This window comes from Prauserella aidingensis (assembly GCF_024171865.1).
In the GTDB taxonomy this organism is placed as follows: domain Bacteria; phylum Actinomycetota; class Actinomycetes; order Mycobacteriales; family Pseudonocardiaceae; genus Prauserella; species Prauserella aidingensis.
Genome location: NZ_JAMTCN010000002.1, coordinates 14083 through 29612, shown reverse-complemented (window position 1 = coordinate 29612; position 15530 = coordinate 14083). Strand labels below are relative to the sequence as shown.

At 70.0% G+C, this 15530-nt stretch carries 17 protein-coding genes; 7 read left to right on the top strand and 10 right to left on the bottom strand.

The window, feature by feature from the left end:
* The first annotated feature begins 37 nt into the window (after nt 1–37).
* Nucleotides 38–1561 (top strand): catalase, encoded by a 1524-nt coding sequence (locus LY13_RS02125; RefSeq protein WP_253826433.1) that lies wholly within the window; start codon nt 38–40, stop codon nt 1559–1561.
* A 123-nt stretch (nt 1562–1684) separates the two neighbouring features.
* Here the strand turns inward: LY13_RS02125 and catC are convergent, their stop codons facing one another.
* Nucleotides 1685–1960, bottom strand: coding sequence for a muconolactone Delta-isomerase (gene catC, locus LY13_RS02120; protein ID WP_253826432.1), 276 nt, complete (start codon nt 1958–1960; stop codon nt 1685–1687).
* A 150-nt stretch (nt 1961–2110) separates the two neighbouring features.
* Between catC and LY13_RS02115 the strand changes: the two genes are divergently transcribed.
* Nucleotides 2111–2890: an IclR family transcriptional regulator domain-containing protein gene (locus LY13_RS02115; RefSeq protein WP_253826431.1), complete on the top strand. Its 780-nt coding sequence runs from the start codon at nt 2111–2113 to the stop codon at nt 2888–2890.
* Between the two features lie 201 nt (nt 2891–3091).
* Here the strand turns inward: LY13_RS02115 and LY13_RS02110 are convergent, their stop codons facing one another.
* Nucleotides 3092–3778 (bottom strand): TetR/AcrR family transcriptional regulator, encoded by a 687-nt coding sequence (locus LY13_RS02110; RefSeq protein WP_253826767.1) that lies wholly within the window; start codon nt 3776–3778, stop codon nt 3092–3094.
* 133 nt (nt 3779–3911) lie between these two features.
* Between LY13_RS02110 and LY13_RS02105 the strand changes: the two genes are divergently transcribed.
* The gene (locus tag LY13_RS02105; RefSeq protein WP_253826430.1) at nt 3912–4370 is read left to right on the top strand and encodes a nitroreductase family deazaflavin-dependent oxidoreductase; all 459 of its coding nucleotides are present in this window, start codon (nt 3912–3914) and stop codon (nt 4368–4370) included.
* 114 nt (nt 4371–4484) lie between these two features.
* Here LY13_RS02105 and LY13_RS02100 read toward each other — a convergent pair whose 3' ends face one another.
* The 3 genes from LY13_RS02100 to LY13_RS02090 are packed head-to-tail and all read right to left on the bottom strand — an operon-like array spanning nt 4485 to nt 7214.
* Complete coding sequence (locus LY13_RS02100; protein WP_253826429.1) at nt 4485–5087, bottom strand: LutC/YkgG family protein; 603 nt, start codon at nt 5085–5087, stop codon at nt 4485–4487.
* Complete coding sequence (locus tag LY13_RS02095; protein ID WP_253826428.1) at nt 5080–6501, bottom strand: LutB/LldF family L-lactate oxidation iron-sulfur protein; 1422 nt, start codon at nt 6499–6501, stop codon at nt 5080–5082. Before LY13_RS02095 ends, LY13_RS02100 begins: the two co-directional genes overlap by 8 nt.
* Nucleotides 6483–7214, bottom strand: coding sequence for a (Fe-S)-binding protein (locus tag LY13_RS02090; protein WP_253826427.1), 732 nt, complete (start codon nt 7212–7214; stop codon nt 6483–6485). Before LY13_RS02090 ends, LY13_RS02095 begins: the two co-directional genes overlap by 19 nt.
* Before the next feature lie 298 nt (nt 7215–7512).
* Between LY13_RS02090 and LY13_RS02085 the strand changes: the two genes are divergently transcribed.
* Nucleotides 7513–8331: a nitroreductase/quinone reductase family protein gene (locus LY13_RS02085; RefSeq protein WP_253826425.1), complete on the top strand. Its 819-nt coding sequence runs from the start codon at nt 7513–7515 to the stop codon at nt 8329–8331.
* On the opposite strand, the gene LY13_RS02080 is transcribed toward LY13_RS02085, so the two are convergent.
* The 4 genes from LY13_RS02080 to LY13_RS02065 all read right to left on the bottom strand — a co-directional run bounded on the left by LY13_RS02080 (nt 8318) and on the right by LY13_RS02065 (nt 12090).
* Nucleotides 8318–8950, bottom strand: coding sequence for a class I SAM-dependent methyltransferase (locus LY13_RS02080; RefSeq protein WP_253826423.1), 633 nt, complete (start codon nt 8948–8950; stop codon nt 8318–8320). The genes LY13_RS02085 and LY13_RS02080 overlap by 14 nt on opposite strands.
* Nucleotides 8951–9123: 173 nt before the next feature.
* Complete coding sequence (gene nhaA, locus LY13_RS02075) at nt 9124–10440, bottom strand: Na+/H+ antiporter NhaA (protein WP_253826421.1); 1317 nt, start codon at nt 10438–10440, stop codon at nt 9124–9126.
* A 706-nt stretch (nt 10441–11146) separates the two neighbouring features.
* Nucleotides 11147–11545: a VOC family protein gene (locus LY13_RS02070; protein WP_253826420.1), complete on the bottom strand. Its 399-nt coding sequence runs from the start codon at nt 11543–11545 to the stop codon at nt 11147–11149.
* Nucleotides 11542–12090 (bottom strand): DinB family protein, encoded by a 549-nt coding sequence (locus tag LY13_RS02065; protein ID WP_253826418.1) that lies wholly within the window; start codon nt 12088–12090, stop codon nt 11542–11544. The genes LY13_RS02070 and LY13_RS02065 overlap by 4 nt, the downstream gene beginning before the upstream one ends.
* A 131-nt stretch (nt 12091–12221) precedes the next feature.
* Here LY13_RS02065 and LY13_RS02060 point away from each other — a divergent pair, with 131 nt between their 5' ends.
* Nucleotides 12222–13013 (top strand): maleylpyruvate isomerase family mycothiol-dependent enzyme, encoded by a 792-nt coding sequence (locus LY13_RS02060; protein ID WP_253826416.1) that lies wholly within the window; start codon nt 12222–12224, stop codon nt 13011–13013.
* Nucleotides 13014–13069: 56 nt separating this feature from the next.
* On the opposite strand, the gene LY13_RS02055 is transcribed toward LY13_RS02060, so the two are convergent.
* Nucleotides 13070–13966: an SDR family oxidoreductase gene (locus tag LY13_RS02055; RefSeq protein ID WP_253826766.1), complete on the bottom strand. Its 897-nt coding sequence runs from the start codon at nt 13964–13966 to the stop codon at nt 13070–13072.
* Nucleotides 13967–14180: 214 nt separating this feature from the next.
* On the opposite strand from LY13_RS02055, the gene LY13_RS02050 reads away from it, so the two are divergent.
* Together LY13_RS02050 and LY13_RS02045 are read left to right on the top strand one after the other, a co-directional pair.
* Entirely contained in the window at nt 14181–14639 is a 459-nt protein-coding gene (locus LY13_RS02050; protein ID WP_253826415.1) for a GNAT family N-acetyltransferase, read from the top strand.
* Nucleotides 14640–14697: 58 nt separating this feature from the next.
* A complete protein-coding gene (locus tag LY13_RS02045; RefSeq protein WP_253826414.1) occupies nt 14698–15411 on the top strand; it encodes a tyrosine-protein phosphatase in 714 nt (237 codons plus the stop codon).
* The last annotated feature ends 119 nt before the right edge of the window (nt 15412–15530 follow it).

Genomic DNA, 15530 nt, shown 5'->3' with positions numbered 1-15530 from the left:
GCAGCGCAGACGACGCGACGAGGAGGAACCGAGGAACATGGCCGCACCCACCAACCGCCCCGCCACCACCACAGACGCAGGCATCCCCGTCGAAAGCGACGAACACTCGCTCACGCTCGGCGCGGGCGGGCCGATCCTGCTGCAGGACGCCTATCTCATCGAGCAGATGGCGCAGTTCAACCGCGAACGCATCCCGGAACGGCAGCCGCACGCCAAGGGCAGCGGCGCGTTCGGGCGCTTCGAGGTCACCAATGACGTCAGCCAGTACACGAAAGCCGCGGTCTTCCAGCCCGGCGCCAAGACCGAGATGATGGCGCGCTTCTCCACGGTCGCCGGCGAACGCGGCAGCCCGGACACGTGGCGCGACCCCCGCGGTTTCGCGCTGAAGTTCTACACGTCGCAGGGAAACTACGACATGGTCGGCAACAACACGCCGGTCTTCTTCGTCAAGGACCCGATGAAGTTCCAGCACTTCATCCGGTCGCAGAAGCGCCGCGCCGACAACAACCTGCGCGACCACGACATGCAGTGGGACTTCTGGACGCTCTCCCCGGAGTCGGCGCACCAGGTCACCTGGCTGATGGGCGACCGCGGCATCCCGCGGTCCTGGCGCCACATGAACGGCTACACGTCCCACACGTACATGTGGATCAACGACAAGGGCCAGGAGTTCTGGGTCAAGTACCACTTCAAGACCGACCAGGGCATCGAGTGCTTCACCCAGCACGAGGCCGACCAGATGGCCGCCGCCGACACCGATTACCACACGCGCGACCTGTTCGAGCACATCGCGGCGGGCGACCATCCGAGTTGGACACTGTACGTGCAGATCATGCCGTACGAGGACGCGAAGACGTACCGGTTCAACCCGTTCGACCTGACGAAGGTGTGGCCGCACGGCGACTACCCGCTGATCGAGGTCGGCCGCATGACGCTGGATCGCAACCCGACGGACAACCACGCCGAGATCGAACAGGCCGCGTTCCAGCCGAACAACCTCGTGCCCGGCATCGGGCCGAGTCCGGACCGGATGCTGTTGGCACGCCTGTTCTCCTACGCCGACGCCCACCGCGCGAGGATCGGCGTCAACTACCAGCAGATCCCGGTCAACGCGCCGGTCGTACCCCTCGAGTCGTACTCGAAGGACGGCACCATGGCGTACCGCAAGGTGACCGACCCCGTGTACGCGCCGAACTCGAAGGGCGGAGCCGCCGCCGACTCCGAGCGGCATTCACCGCCGACGTGGCACGCCGACGGTGAGATCACGCGCGCGGCCTACGTGTCGCACGCCGAGGACGACGACTGGACCCAGCCCGGCACGCTCGTGCGGGAGGTCATGGACGACGCGGCCCGCGACCGGCTCGTCGACAACGTCGTCGGGCACCTGCTGAACGGCGTCACCGAACCCGTGCTGGAGCGCGCGTTCGAGTACTGGAAGAACATCGACCCGACGGTCGGCAAGCGCATCGAGGACGGCGTGCGCTCGAAGCAGAACGAGAAGGACCCGAAGGCCCACGAGCAGGCCAACCCGGCTCGCAGCACCATGCAGCAGAAGGCCTGACCCGGACACGCAGGCGGGCCCGGATCTCCGAGCGGAGGTCCGGGCCCGTTCTCGTGCGCCGTTCACGTACCGACCGGATGCGCGTCGCGTTCCGGCTCGGCCGTGCCGTTCACGGCTTGGCGGTCAGATGGCCGAGGGGTGCCGGGTCAGCGCCTTGACCTCGATGTCCATGTACGGGAACAGCGGCAGGTTCGACAGGATGTCGTGCAGCTCGTCGCCGGAGGGGACGTCGAAGATCGACACGTTCGAGTACTGGCCGACGACCCTCCACAGGTGCCGCCACGTGCCGGCGCGCTGCAGCTCCTGCGCCATGGCCTTCTCGTCGGCCTTGATCTCGGCCGCCTTCTCGGGGTCCATGTCGGGCGGCAGATTCACCTGCATCTCCACGTGGAACAGCATCGGGTTCCCTCCTGCTCGGGCCGGCCGCGATCCGCCGGCGGGACGACTCCGCGCAACCGAACTTGACACGTCCGGCAGGCCACCGCACAGTACCGAGCAGTCGGATAGCGAACAACTCATACGCAATGCGTCCACGAAAGGAGGTCGGCCGTGGTGAAAGCACCGGAGGACAAGGACTACGTGCAGTCGCTCGAACGCGGACTCGCGGTCATCCATGCGTTCACCGATCACGGGCCGCACCTCACCCTGGCGCAGCTTGCGCAGGCCACGGGCCTGTCACGGCCGACCGTCCGCCGCGTCGTGCTGACACTCGAACGCCTCGGCTACCTCCGCACCGACGGCCGCGAGTTCGCGCTCACCCCGCGAGTGCTCTCGCTCGGCGACGCCTACCTCTCGTCGCTGAAACTCACCGAGGTCGCCCAGGCGCACATGGAGAACGTCACGAAGGTCACCGGGCACCCGTGCTCGATGGCCGTGCTCGACGGCGACGACGCCGTGTTCGTCACCCGCGTGCCGTCACGCCAGGTCATGCGGCACACGCTCACGACGGGCACGCGCCTGCCCGCGTACGCGACGTCGATGGGCCGCGTACTCCTCGCGGACCTGCCCGACCACGAGCTGGACGCATTCCTCGCCCGTGCGCCGTTCCCCCGGCTGACGGCGAGCACGAAGGTCACCGCCGAGGAACTGATGTCGGCACTCAGCACGACGCGCGCCCACGGCTGGGCCCTCGTCGACCAGGAATTCGAGGAGGGCGTGCGCTCGTTCTCGGCACCGGTTCGTGACGCCCGCGCCACTACGGTGGCATCGCTGAGCATGTCGGTACGCGCGGACGAACTGAGCGTCGACGAGATCCGCCACGAACTCGTGCCCGTCGTCACCGAGGCCGCCGTCGAGATCAGCAAACAACTAGGCGCCCCCGGCTCCTGACCGACGCCCACCCCTGGCCCGTGTTGCGGCTTCAGGGGACCGTGTTGCGGATTCGGGTGGCCGTGTTGCGGGTTCGGGTGGCCGCGTTGCGGGTTCGGGTGGCCGCGTTGCGGGTTCAGGGGACCGTGTTGCGGATTCGGGTGCCCGTGTTGCGGATTCGGGTGCCGACCACCGCGCTCGACGGTGTTTCCCGGATCGGGGTCAGCCGATGCCCGCCGTACGGAGCTGCAACTCGACGGCACGCGCGAAGTAGGCATCGGCCGGGTCGAGGGTGTTGGCGAACTGCCCGGTGAGCTCCAGTGCCACGGTGCCGAACAGGTGCGTCCACGCATCGACGGCCCGGAGCACGACGGCGTCGGGAACGTCTGTCAGGTCGAGCGCCTCGGCGATCGTGCGTGCCTGACCGCGCAACGTGTCGTCCAGCCGGTCGTCCGTGGCGCCCCCACTCGCGTGCCACGCGTCACGTGCGATCCGGAGGAAGGCGCCTGGCACACGACCGCCTGGCGCGACGGTGTCCTGCGGCGCACGGTAGCCGGGTACGGGCGTGCCGTAGAGCAGGGCGTACTCGTGCGGGTGGGCATGCGCCCAGGCGCGCAGGGCGGTGGCAGCCCTGCGCCACCGGTCGGCCGGGCTCCCACCGGCCGCCGACGCCTTGTCGAGCGTGCCGCCGAGCGCGTTGTAGGCGTCGACGATGAGTGCGGTGAGCAACTCGTCGCGGCTCGGGAAGTAGCGGTACAGCGCGGACGACACCATGCCGAGTTCCCGCGCGACCGCCCGCAGCGACAGGCCGTTCGCGCCCTTGTCGGCGAGCTGCCTGCGGGCCTCGTCCTTGATCTCGGTCGTCAGCTCGGCGCGAGCACGTTCCCGTGCGGTGCGGTGGGCGGGCATGACGTGATCGTCCCATAGCCGTGAATGCCGCACCACAACGAGAGCACCGCTCTTGCTTTTCGTCGCCATCGAGCGCACCCTGGGCAACGAGAGCGGTGCTCTCGAATCAGACGACCGATCTCGAGGAGTAGTCGTGACCGAGAACGTGCGCTACCTGGAACCGACACGATCCGCGGTGGCGTTCAACGCCGTCGTGGCGCGGCTGACGCGGATGGGCGTCAGCCTGTGGGGCAGCAGGGTGCTGTCGGTACGCGGCCGAAAGACGGGGGAATGGCGATCCGTGCCGGTGAACATGCTGGTCATCGACGGCGAGCGGCACCTCGTGGCCGCGCGCGGGCACACGCAGTGGGCGCGGAATCTGCGGGCGGCGGGCGAGGGCACGCTCCGTGTCGGTCGCAGGGTCGAGTGGTTCGAGGCGGTCGAACTCGGCGACGAGCAGAAGTCACCGATCCTCCGCGCCTACCTCGGACGATGGGGCTGGGAGGTCGGCGCGTTCTTCGACGGGATCGACGCGACGTCGTCGGACGCCGACCTGCTCGCTGCCGCTCCGGGCGTCCCCGTGTTCCGGATCACTCGCCGCCACGCCGCCTGACCACGCCCCGGATGCGCAACACGGCACCCGGAATCCGCAACACGAGCCCCGGGATCTGCAACACGGTCTCCCGAGAGTGCAACACGCGGGGCTGGGTGCCGGGCACGCGCGAGGTCAGGCGGCCAGCAGGACTTCCAGGGTGCGCGGGCCGTGGACGCCTTCGACGCGGTCGAGTTCGATGTCGCTGGTGGCGGACGGTCCGCTGATGAACGTCAACGGGCCCGCGGGATCGAGCCGTTCGATCGCCTCCGGGACGCTCACCACGATCTGGTCGGCGTGCACGACACACAGGTGGTAGTCGGGCACGAGCGTCAGCACGCGCCTGCCCTGTGCTCGGCCGGCGTCGAGCACGATGGTGCCGGTCTCGGCGATCGCGACGGCGCAGCCGCTCAGCACACCGTCGGCTTCCTCCAGATCGGACACTCCGAGCGGCGGATCGTCGGTCAGCCACGACACCCCGGGAACCCGCCATTCCCCGGGGACGTCCGCAGGCGCGGCGATCGTTCCGCGGCCGTCGAGGCGTTCGGCGATCCGGTACGGCAGTTCCCGCGCGGCAGCCCGGTACACGGTGGCCCGGTAGTCGGCGATACGTTCGGCCAGCAGGGCGACGGGGTCGTCGGCGTGCCGCACCCTGTCGTAGTCCCGGGGCGCCGGGGGCGACTCGGGGCGCTCGACGGCCCGGATGCGGCCGAGGATCTCGTCGCGCGCACTACCCACGATTACGCCTCCACCAGGTGCGGAACGATTCCTTCGGCACCACGGGCGCGTCGCGGGTGTCCGTCCACTTCGAACCGGGCCACGGCAGCGACGACAGATTGCCACCGCGCGCCAGCAACCGCGTGAGCGACCCGGCCTTCTGCGCCGCCTCGTAGCGCCTGCGGCTTCCGAACACCCACGCGGCGGCCGACATCGCCATCGCCTCGGGCGTTCGCTTTCCCTTCGCCTCCACCACTTCCGCGCGCAGGTGTGTCAGCACCTCGGGAATATTGATCCGAACAGGACAGACCTCGTAGCACGCTCCGCACAGCGACGACGCGTACGGCAGGGAGGCGGCCTGTTCGTCGTGCAGATCGCCGGCCAGCTGTGGGGCGAGGATCGCCCCGATCGGTCCCGGGTAGACCGACCCGTACGCCTGGCCGCCTGTGCGCTCGTACACCGGGCAGACGTTCAGGCACGCCGAACACCGGATGCACCGCAGCGCCTGCCGTCCGACCTCGTCGGCCAACGTCGACGTGCGGCCGTTGTCCAACAGCACCAGGTGGAACTTCTGCGGACCGTCGCCGGGGGTCACGCCGGACCAGATCGACGTGTACGGGTTCATCCGTTCCGCCGTGGACGATCGCGGCAACAGCTGGAGGAACACCTCGAGGTCCTGCCAGCGTGGCAGAACCTTCTCGACGCCCATCACGGTGATGAGCGTTTCCGGGAGGGTCAGGCACATCCGGCCGTTCCCCTCGGACTCGACCACGACGATCGACCCCGTGTCGGCCACGCCGAAGTTCGCCCCGGAGATGGCGACCTTGGCGGACAGGAATTTGCGGCGCAGGTACTTGCGGGCGGCCTCGGCGAGCGCGCGGGGGTCGTCGGAGTCCGGCGGGTCGGGCATCTGCGCGAAGATCTCCTTGATCTCCGCGCGGTTGCGATGGATCGCCGGGACGAGGATGTGGGACGGCCTGTCCTCGCCCAGCTGGACGATCACCTCGGCGAGGTCGGTCTCGATCGCGTCGACCCCGCCGTCGGCGAGCGCCTCGTTGAGCCCGATCTCCGCGGTGGCCATCGACTTGACCTTGACGACCTCGTCGGCGTCCTCCTGCCGGACGAGGTCGAGCACGATGCGGTTGGCCTCCTCGGCGTCCCGCGCCCAGTGCACGACGCCGCCGCGTTCGCTGACGGCGGCCTCGAGGCGTTCCAGGTAGGTGTCGAGGTTCGCCAGCACGTCGTCCTTGACGGCCTCACCCGCCCTGCGGAGCTGCTCCCAGTCGTCCAGCTCGGCTACAGCGGACTCACGTTTGCCCCGGATGGTCGTGGTGGCCTTGCGGAGGTTGCCGCGCAGTTGCGTGTCGCCCAGGGAACGGCGGGCGGCGTCGGGGAAGGTCGGGCTTCCCAGCCATGTCACGGGGTTGCGACCCACGGCTCCTCCTGTGTGCTCGCCAGAATCTCGGCCAGATGCACCGGGCGCACCCCCGCCTGCAGCCGGGACAGCCCACCGCCGATCTGCATCAGGCACGAGTTGTCGCCCGCAGTCACGACCTGCGCGCCGGTGTCCTGCACACAGCGCATCTTGTCCGCGAGCATGGCGGTGGAGGTCTCGGCGTTCTTGAGCGCGAACGTGCCACCGAAACCGCAACACTGCTCGGCCTGCGGCAGCGGGACCAGCTCCAGCCCGGAGACGGCGCGCAGCAGGCTCAGCGGCTTGTCGCCGACGCCGAGCATGCGCAGCGAGTGGCACGTCGGGTGGTACGTGACACGGTGCGGGAAGTGCGCGCCCACGTCGACGACGCCGAGCACGTCCACCAGGAACTCGCTCAGCTCGTACGTGCGCTCCACGGCGGGCGAGGTGGGGCACAGCGTCGGGTGGATCTCCCGCACCATGCCCGCGCACGAACCCGACGGTGCCACCACGTAGTCGTAGCCGTCGAACACGTCGGCGTAGGCGCGCGCCATCGGCCGGGCCAGCTCGGCGTAGCCGGTGTTGAAGTGCATCTGCCCGCAGCACGTCTGGTCCAGTGGGAAGTCGACGTCACACCCGAGCCGTTCGAGCAGGCGCACCATGGCCTTGCCGGTCTCGGGAAACGCCGTGTCGGTCAGGCACGTGGGAAACAGTGCGACGCGCGGTCCGCTCATGCGTGGGCCGTCTGAGTCCTGAGTGGACACCGGACCTCGCATTCCGTCGCCGTTCTGCACGCCCCGAGCCTACGACCTGTGCCGCTCCGACGCGAGCGTTGCGCGCCTCGGAACACGTCCGCTAACGTCGGCTCGGTGACTGCCGGGTCGGCCATGCGTGGCCACGCACGAGAGAGGTTCCCGGCCATCGCGTGATCGCGCGGTGGCCCCGGAGCTGCTCACCAGCGCGGGGCCCGCCACGGCGCACTGCTTTTCGACGGTTCGCATCCTCACACCTCATTCCGAAAGCAGTGCGCACATGAACGATGTCAACCAACCCATTATCGACGAGTTCCGCGGCAACCACGGCCGTGTCGGCGGCATGTTCGCCGACGCCAGACTGTTGCTGCTCACCACGACCGGCTCGAAGAGCGGCCTGCGGCACACCACTCCGCTGGGCTATTTCCCCGACGGCGAGCGCCTGCTGGTGGTCGCCTCGGCAGCCGGCTCGGGCCGGCATCCGGACTGGTTCCACAACATCAGCGCCGACCCGAGCGTGACCGTCGAGGACGGCGCGTTCACCTACGACGCCCACGCCGAGGTGCTCGACGGCGAGGAGCGTGACACCGTGTTCGCGCGCCTCGTCGAGGCCGAGCCCGGCTTCGACGACTACCAGCGCAGGACCACGCGAACCCTGCCGGTCGTCGCGCTGGCACCGGCCGCCGACGGGCCACCGGGCGGTGGTTCGCTCGCGGACATGCTGGTCGGCGTCCACGACGGCTTCCGGCGGGAGCTCACGCTGATCAGGAAGGAACTGGCCGGGTCGGGACCGGTGCTGGGGGTGCAGCTGCGCATCAACTGTCTGACGCTGTGCCAGGGACTGCACAACCACCACGTCGGCGAGGACATGGGACTGTTCGAGGCCATCGGGGCCAGGCACCCGGAGCTGGCCGACACCCTCGCGCGGTTGCGCAGCGAACACGACAGGGTCGCGGACCTCACCGCCGCGATTCAGGCCGCCGTCCGCGACGAGTCCCGGGACACCGCACGCGCCGAGGTCGAACGGCTCGCAGGCGAACTCGAACGCCACCTCGACCACGAGGAGCAGCAGCTCCTGCCCGTGCTCAGGGCGATGTGACGGGGCCGGCCGTGGCGACGAGCCGTTCGACGAGGCCGGCCTTGAACCGCTCGCGCTCGACGACGTCGAAGCCATGACCCGCGAGCAGTTCGAACGGCCTGCGCAGGAAGTGTTCGCCGGCCTGGCGGACGGTGACGGTTTCCAGCAGCCGCTGCAGCAGCCGGACGACCCGGGAGCTGCCCGCGACGTGGTCGACGAGGATCAGCCGTCCGCCGGGCCGGAGCACCCGAGCCATCTCGCCGAGCGCGGCGTCGTGGTCGGGGATGGCGCACAGCCCGAAGGTGCAGACCACCGTGTCGAACGACGCGTCCGGTGACGGCAGCCGCTCGGCACCCGCATGCCGGAGCGTCACGTCACGGCCGAGCTGCGCGGCCCGGTCCCGGGCGCGGTCAAGCATGCCCGAGGAGATGTCGATGCCGGTAAGCCGCGTGCCCTCGGGGTACAGCGGCAGATTGAGGCCGGTGCCGACGGCCACCTCGAGCACGTCGCCCCGCGCCCGCGACACCGCCCAGGTGCGCGAATCGCCGAAGAGCCTCCGGTCCCAGGCGGTCATCTGCCGGTCGTAGTCGCCGGCGTGTTCGTCCCAGTACCGCTGCCAACGCGCGCTGTCGGTCGTCACCCCGCGAGTGTGCCGGACCGAGGCCGCCCGCGGCGAACGCTGCGGGCGGCGCGGGCGGTGCGAGACTGCGCGGCGCGAAACGACCCGGTGCGAGAGCGGCCGGTGCGAGACGACCGGCCCCGGACACACCTCGGCCCCGGGGAAGCGGGTTCCCCCGGGGCCGAGGCCTGCGGTCACTTCGACGAGTCGTCGCGTCCGGTCTGGTAGACGTCAGGCACGCCGTCGGCGTCCTCGTCCCGGTTCTCCAACTCGTGGATCCGCTTGTACACGCGGTTGCGTGCCCGGAGTATGGCCGTGCCCAGCAGGGCGGCCAGGATCGAACCGGAGAGGATCGCGATGCGGACATGGTCGTCCTGTGGCGTACCTGCGCCGAAGGCGAGTTCGCCGATGAGCAGACTCACCGTGAAGCCGATGCCGCCGAGCAGGGCGAGTCCGACGGCGTCGATCCAGTTGAGCCCTTCGGCCATGCGGCCCCCGGTGAGCTTCGTGGCGAGCCACGTACCGCCGACGATGCCGATGGTCTTACCGAGCACGAGACCGGCCATGACGCCCAGCGAGACCGGCTCCTGCCAGGACTCGATCAGGCCCGAGAACCCGCCGATCGGCACACCGGCCGCCATGAAGGCGAAGATCGGCACGGCGACACCCGCCGACAGCGGGCGGAAGCGGTGCTCGAAGTGCTCGGCGAGGCCGGGACCGGCGTCCGGGCCTCCCGCCTTCTCGCTGCGGATCACCGGAACGACCATGCCGAGCGCGACACCCGCGATGGTCGCGTGCACACCGGACGCGTGGACGAGCGCCCAGGTCACGATGGCGAGTGGCAGCAGCAGGTACCACGAGCGCACCCGCTTCTGCACCAGGAACGTGAAGATGCCCAGCGGGACGAGCGCGAGCAGCAGCGGAACGATCGCCAGGTCGTCGGTGAAAAAGATCGCGATGATCATGATCGCGATGAGGTCGTCGACGACCGCGAGCGTCAGCAGGAACATGCGCAGCGCGGCGGGCAGGAACGGCCCGGCGACCGCGAGGATGGCCACCGCGAACGCGATGTCCGTGGCCGTCGGGATGGCCCAGCCCTCCATCGCGCCGCCGACGTTGAAGGCGACGTAGATCAGGGCCGGAGCGATGACACCGCCGATCGCGGCGACGACCGGCACGATCGCCTTGCGGATGTCCCGCAGGTCACCGGCGACGAACTCGCGTTTGAGCTCGAGGCCGACGACGAAGAAGAAGATCGCCAGCAGGCCGTCGGAAGCCCAGTGGGCGATCGTCAGATCCAGGTGCAGCGTCTCCGGGCCGATCTTGTACGACACCATCGACTGATACGCCTCTGACCAGGGCGAGTTCGCCCAGATCAGCGCGAGCACGGCGCCGATGATCAGCAGCGCACCGCCGACGGTCTCCTTGCGCAGGATGTTACCGATCCGGCGGGTCTCCGACCACGATCCGCGACCGAACGTGTCGTAGTCGTGGGAAGACGATTGCGACATTCACACTCCAGGGAAGGCAGCGGTCAAGACCATTGCCGACCAGACTTCCCGGCGCACCTGGCCGCCAGGATAGTGGCCGCGCACAGGAACACTAGTCCCTCGACGGCGTCTCGGCCGAGCGCGAACTGCTGCGACTTGACATGGTGACCAGGTCGTTTCGCCGGATGTCGACGGTACGCGCGCTATCCGGTGACACCCTGTGACATGTACCTCTGTGCCCGCTCGCGCGCTGTGAGCAGGACGCACGGCGACGCCACGGTCACGCTGTGCACACCTCGGCCGAGCCGAGCCCGCCGCCACGGGCCCCGGGATCCACAACACGCGCCCCCGAAACCGCAACACGGCGGTCGTGTTCAGGGGACGGGCGGTGGTCGGCCGCGGACGTACGGCGGCTCGCTCCGAACCCATCACTCATCCGGGTGAGTTTCGTGGGTGTGCGTCATGGACGGCCGCGGGGTCACTCTTTCCACGTGCGCACCCTCCCCTCCCCCAGAGGGCGCGCCGGCGCCGGCCCTTGGACCCCCAGCAAGGGCCGGCGCCCCCTTTCCCTTTCCCCGCGTGTTGCGCATCCAGGGGCCCGTGTTGCGGTTCCAGGGGGTCGTGTTGCGACTTCCGGAAGCGCGTGTTGCGCATTCGCGGGGCCGTGTTGCGGTTCCGGGGGCTCGTGTTGCGCATTCAGGGGCGCGTGTTGCGCATTCGCGGGCGGTCACGCCTCCGCGACGAGTTCGACCTCGAAGCCCTCGCCGTTCTCGAGGAACGCGCCGTAGTGGTCGGGGCCGCCCGCGTAGGGATGGCGGTCGGCGAACAGCAGCCGCCAACCGTGGGCGGGCGCCTCGGCGGCGAGTCGGTCGACGTCGGCACGCGCCCCGGCCCAGAACGCCACATGGTTCATGCCCGCGCGCAGCCGGTCGTGGTCACCGGAACGGTCCGGGCCCGCCTCCAGCACGACGTAGCCGGACGTCGGATGGCGCCAGCTCTGGCCGTCACGCCAACGGTCGGCGCACACGTAGCCGAGCTCGCCGAGCAGCCAGCCCCACTCCCGTTCGGCCGCGGCGAGGTCCCCGACCCACAGTTCGAGGTGGTGCAGCGCTCCCGTGCGGCTCATTCGCCGGTCTCGCCGTCGATCGACTCCCGCAGCAGGTCGGCGTGGCCGTTGTGGCGGGCGTACTCCTCGATCATGTGCAGCACGATCCACCGCAGATTGGGCGCGCGCCCGTCCGGCCAGGGGGCGTCGGCGAGCCGTTCGAAGCCGCCGTCGGCGAGCGCCTCCGCGGTGAGCCTGCGCGAGGCGTCCACGGCATCCTTCCACAGAGCCAGCAACTGCTCCGGAGTGTCGTCCGCTGCGCTGCGCCAGTCCCAGTCCGGATCGCGGGCCCAGTCGACCGCATCCCACGGCAGCTCGGCAGGCAGGCCGTGCAGCCTGCGCGAGAACCAGTGATCCTCGACGAAAGCCATGTGCTTGAGCAGCCCACCCAGGGTCATCGCAGAGGCCGACGTCGTCGCGCGCAGGGCTTCATCGCCCAGCCGCGAACACTTCCACTCGAGTGTCTGCCGCTGATAGTCGAGAAAGCCGAGCAGCTGGTCCTCCTCCCCGCCCTCCAGCGGAGGCTCTGTCCGGCCCTGTTCGTCGACGGTGTCCATATCGGACATCGGCATCGTCTCCTCGTTCGTCGTCGGCGTGATCGGCGTGATCGGCGACCCTAGTCCGCCCCCGGCACGTCCGATACGGTTCGTGACAGTTCACGACGCCGTGTCCACCGGAAACCGGGAGTCCCGCAGCCATGCTCGAACCGACCGTGGAACCCACGGCCGAGGCGGCCCGAACGGTTGCAAGGCAGTTCATCGACCTCGCACTGTCGGTCGTCGACCCGGCCGTCCCGGTGCCGGCGACTCCGCCGTGGACGATCGCCGACGTCTTCGGCCACGTCGCGATGGAACCGCGGCGCTACCGCGACCTGGCACGCGGGCAGGGGACGTGGCCGTCGCGCGCGGCCGAACTGCCCGCGTTCAACGACCAGCAGATCGCCTCGCTACCCGTCGACGACCTCGGCACGCTCGCGGGCATGTTGCGCGCCGACCTCGACGACTTCCTCGCCACGATCGACGAGCTCGGCCCGGACGCGCGGATGATGTTCGACGGTGACCAGGAGATCCGCGTCGACCGTTCCCTCGGCACACTGATCGGCGAGTTCATCGTGCACGGCCACGACATCGCCGCCGCCCTCGGCAGGTCGTGGCCGATCGACCCCGAGCACGTGCCGATGGTGCTGACCGGCATGCACCAGATCATGCCGGGCTGGATCGACCACGACGCCGCGGCGGGCCACACGGCGACGTATCACGTGCGACTCCGCGGCGGCCCCATGCAGATCTACGCGTTCCGCGACGGCGCGCTGACCATCGGCGAAAGCGGGCGCCCCGACGTACGCATCTCCGCCCGTCCGTCGACCTGGCTGTTGCTGGTCTACGGGCGCGGCAACCCGGCGCGCGCGGCGCTCACCGGGAAGGTCGTCGCCTACGGGCGCAAACCCTGGCTCGCGCCGGGGCTGGCCAAGCGGTTCCTGCCGCCGTGACCCGCGGTGGCCGCGGCCGCAGTGCCCTCGCCCGCGACGCGGCGTCCCTGTCGATGTCACCACCGTGCCCAGGCGTCGGGCTGCGTGCCGTCGAGGTCGGTGACGCCGTATTCGCGCGCCAGGTCGCCCGCGGTGACGGATCTCTGGTTCCAGCGGGCACGCTCGGGGTCGGCGGCCAGAGCGGCGATGCCGCGGCCGACGAACCTCGGCGTCTCGGAGGTGGCGAAGTCCGCGGGTGCGACCGGTCCGTCGGCACGTTCGGGGTTCAGTGCGTCGCGCCAGGTGTCCTCCGTGACGCCGAAGTGCTCGAGCATCATCTCCGAGCGCAGCCACCCCGGCGTGACCGCGACGGCTGTCGCCCCGTACTCCGCGAGTTCGTGTCCCTGCGAGAAGGCGAGCCGGTTCACCGACGCCTTCGCGAGGTCGTAGAACACCGAGATCCGGTAGGACGAGGCGTTGATCTCCGTGGTGCCGTCGGTGACCTCGACGAGCAGGCTGCCCGGACGTTCGACGAGCAGCGGCAGCAGGAAATGCGACGTCACCAGGTGTGTCTCGACGGCGAGTCGCAGCATGCGCAGCCCGGCGTCGAGGTCCAGGCGCCAGATCGGGGTGTCCCACTGCGCCGGGTCGCCCACCAGTTCCTCGCCGCCCCAGATGTCGTTGACCAGTACGTCGAGGTGACCGAACTCGCCGCGGACCCGGTCGGCGAGCGCGCGCACCCGGTCGTGTTCGAGGTGGTCGACCACGGCGGGTACACCCGTGCCGCCCAGCGAGGTGACCAGTTCCGCGGTCTCCTCGATCGTCTCGGAACGGTCGTAGTCCGACGCCGCATTGCCCGCGCGGGAGCTGCGGCCGGTGCAGATCACCGTCGCGCCCGCCTCACCGAGCGCCGCGGCAATGCCCCGACCTGCACCGCGCGTCGCGCCGGCCACCAGTGCCACCTTGCCGTGCAGGTTCCGGCCGGCCGGCTGTCCGCCGCGTGCGGTTCCTCCGTGCCCGGGTCCGCCGGCGTGCACCCCCGCACCGTCGCCCCCTGCACCGTCCGTCTTGTCACCGTCCGCCCGTGCATCGTCCGTCACGACCGCCCCTCCTCGGCTCCACCCGTCGCTGTTCCCGCGACGCTACGTGCGGCGGCCGACAATTCCGGTTTCCGACAGAATGCGGCCCATGAACGAATCGACCATCCGCACCGCCCGGGACGACGAACTGCCCCTCCTGGCAGGTATGCGCTGGCGCTGGGTGATCGACCGCGGGGACGAACCGACCACGACGAGGGACGAGTTCGCGGCCGCGTTCGTCTCGTGGGCGCGAGCGCACACCGATACGCATCACCCGCTGGTCGTGGTCCTGGCCGACGAGGTCATCGGTATGGCGTGGCTGGCGCTGCAACCGCGGGTCCCGTCACCGCGGTCGACCGACCGGATGGTGGGCGATCTGCAATGTGTCTACGTCGAGCCGGAGCACCGGTCGGCGGGCCACGGCGACCGGCTCATCGAGGCGGTGCTGGCCCGCGCGCGGGAGCTGGACCTCGAATGGGTGACGGTGCATTCGAGCGAACGTGCCGTCACCGCGTACGAGCGCCGGAGCTTCGCCGTGTCACCGCGGTTGCTGCAGGCCACGCCGTGAGCCGTCCACTCGACCCGCACGCACTCAACCCCCACCCGGTGCCGCGCGTCCCCCGCATATGACCAACGGCGTTGCCTACGACAGGAACCTCACCTGGGACGGCTGTGTCAACGTGCGCGACCTGGGCGGGCTCGGCCGTATCTCACCGGGTGCCGTCGTCCGCATGGACGAACCGTCGACGCTCACCGGTGCGGGGTGGACGGCCGCGTGGAAACACGGCGTTCGCACGATCGTGGATCTTCGCGACCCCTGCGAGCGCACACCCGACGCGACGCCCCGACCCGGCGGCATGACGACGGTCCGCGTGCCGGTGGAACCTGTCGGCACCCCGTTCCACGACCGCTGGCAGCGCATCGACGGACTCGCCTCCCCGCTGCACTACACCGCGATGCTCGACGAGCACGCCCACGCCGTCGTCGCCGCGGTCCGTGCCGTGGCGACGGCCCCTCCCGGTGGCGTGGCGATCCACTGCGCGGGCGGCAAGGACAGGACCGGGCTCGTGGCGCTCGTACTGCTCACGTTCGCCGGTGCCACGACCGACGAGATCTGCGACGACCACCTGCTGAGCTACGTGCGCCTGCAACCCCGCTTCGACGCGATGGGCGCGAGGGACCAGCTCACCGCCGTCACTGCACTCCTCACCGACCACGGCACCACGATCGAGGAGTCGATAGCCGCCACGGTCTCGCACCTGCGGATGCCCGACTTCCTGCTCGACGGCGGCCTGTCGAAGGCCGACCTCACCGCACTCGAGGCCCGACTGACGAGCTGACGCGGCCCGCGAACTCGACCACCTCGCGCAACGCGACCCGATCGCAGCGTCGACAGGTACGCACGGTCGGCATCGCCACCACCGCGCCTGCGAATCGCTGCACGAGCGGTCACCGTGGG

Excerpts from the sequence above, each read along its gene's own strand:
- LY13_RS02125 (WP_253826433.1), top strand. The coding sequence starts at position 38 with ATGGCCGCACCCACCAACCGCCCCGCCACCACCACAGACGCAGGCATC.
- catC (WP_253826432.1), bottom strand. The coding sequence starts at position 1,960 with ATGCTGTTCCACGTGGAGATGCAGGTGAATCTGCCGCCCGACATGGAC.
- LY13_RS02045 (WP_253826414.1), top strand. The coding sequence starts at position 14,698 with ATGACCAACGGCGTTGCCTACGACAGGAACCTCACCTGGGACGGCTGT.
- LY13_RS02070 (WP_253826420.1), bottom strand. The coding sequence starts at position 11,545 with ATGAGCCGCACGGGAGCGCTGCACCACCTCGAACTGTGGGTCGGGGAC.
- LY13_RS02110 (WP_253826767.1), bottom strand. The coding sequence starts at position 3,778 with ATGCCCGCCCACCGCACCGCACGGGAACGTGCTCGCGCCGAGCTGACG.
- LY13_RS02060 (WP_253826416.1), top strand. The coding sequence starts at position 12,222 with ATGCTCGAACCGACCGTGGAACCCACGGCCGAGGCGGCCCGAACGGTT.
- nhaA (WP_253826421.1), bottom strand. The coding sequence starts at position 10,440 with ATGTCGCAATCGTCTTCCCACGACTACGACACGTTCGGTCGCGGATCG.
- LY13_RS02050 (WP_253826415.1), top strand. The coding sequence starts at position 14,181 with ATGAACGAATCGACCATCCGCACCGCCCGGGACGACGAACTGCCCCTC.
- LY13_RS02065 (WP_253826418.1), bottom strand. The coding sequence starts at position 12,090 with ATGTCCGATATGGACACCGTCGACGAACAGGGCCGGACAGAGCCTCCG.
- LY13_RS02085 (WP_253826425.1), top strand. The coding sequence starts at position 7,513 with ATGAACGATGTCAACCAACCCATTATCGACGAGTTCCGCGGCAACCAC.
- LY13_RS02090 (WP_253826427.1), bottom strand. The coding sequence starts at position 7,214 with ATGAGCGGACCGCGCGTCGCACTGTTTCCCACGTGCCTGACCGACACG.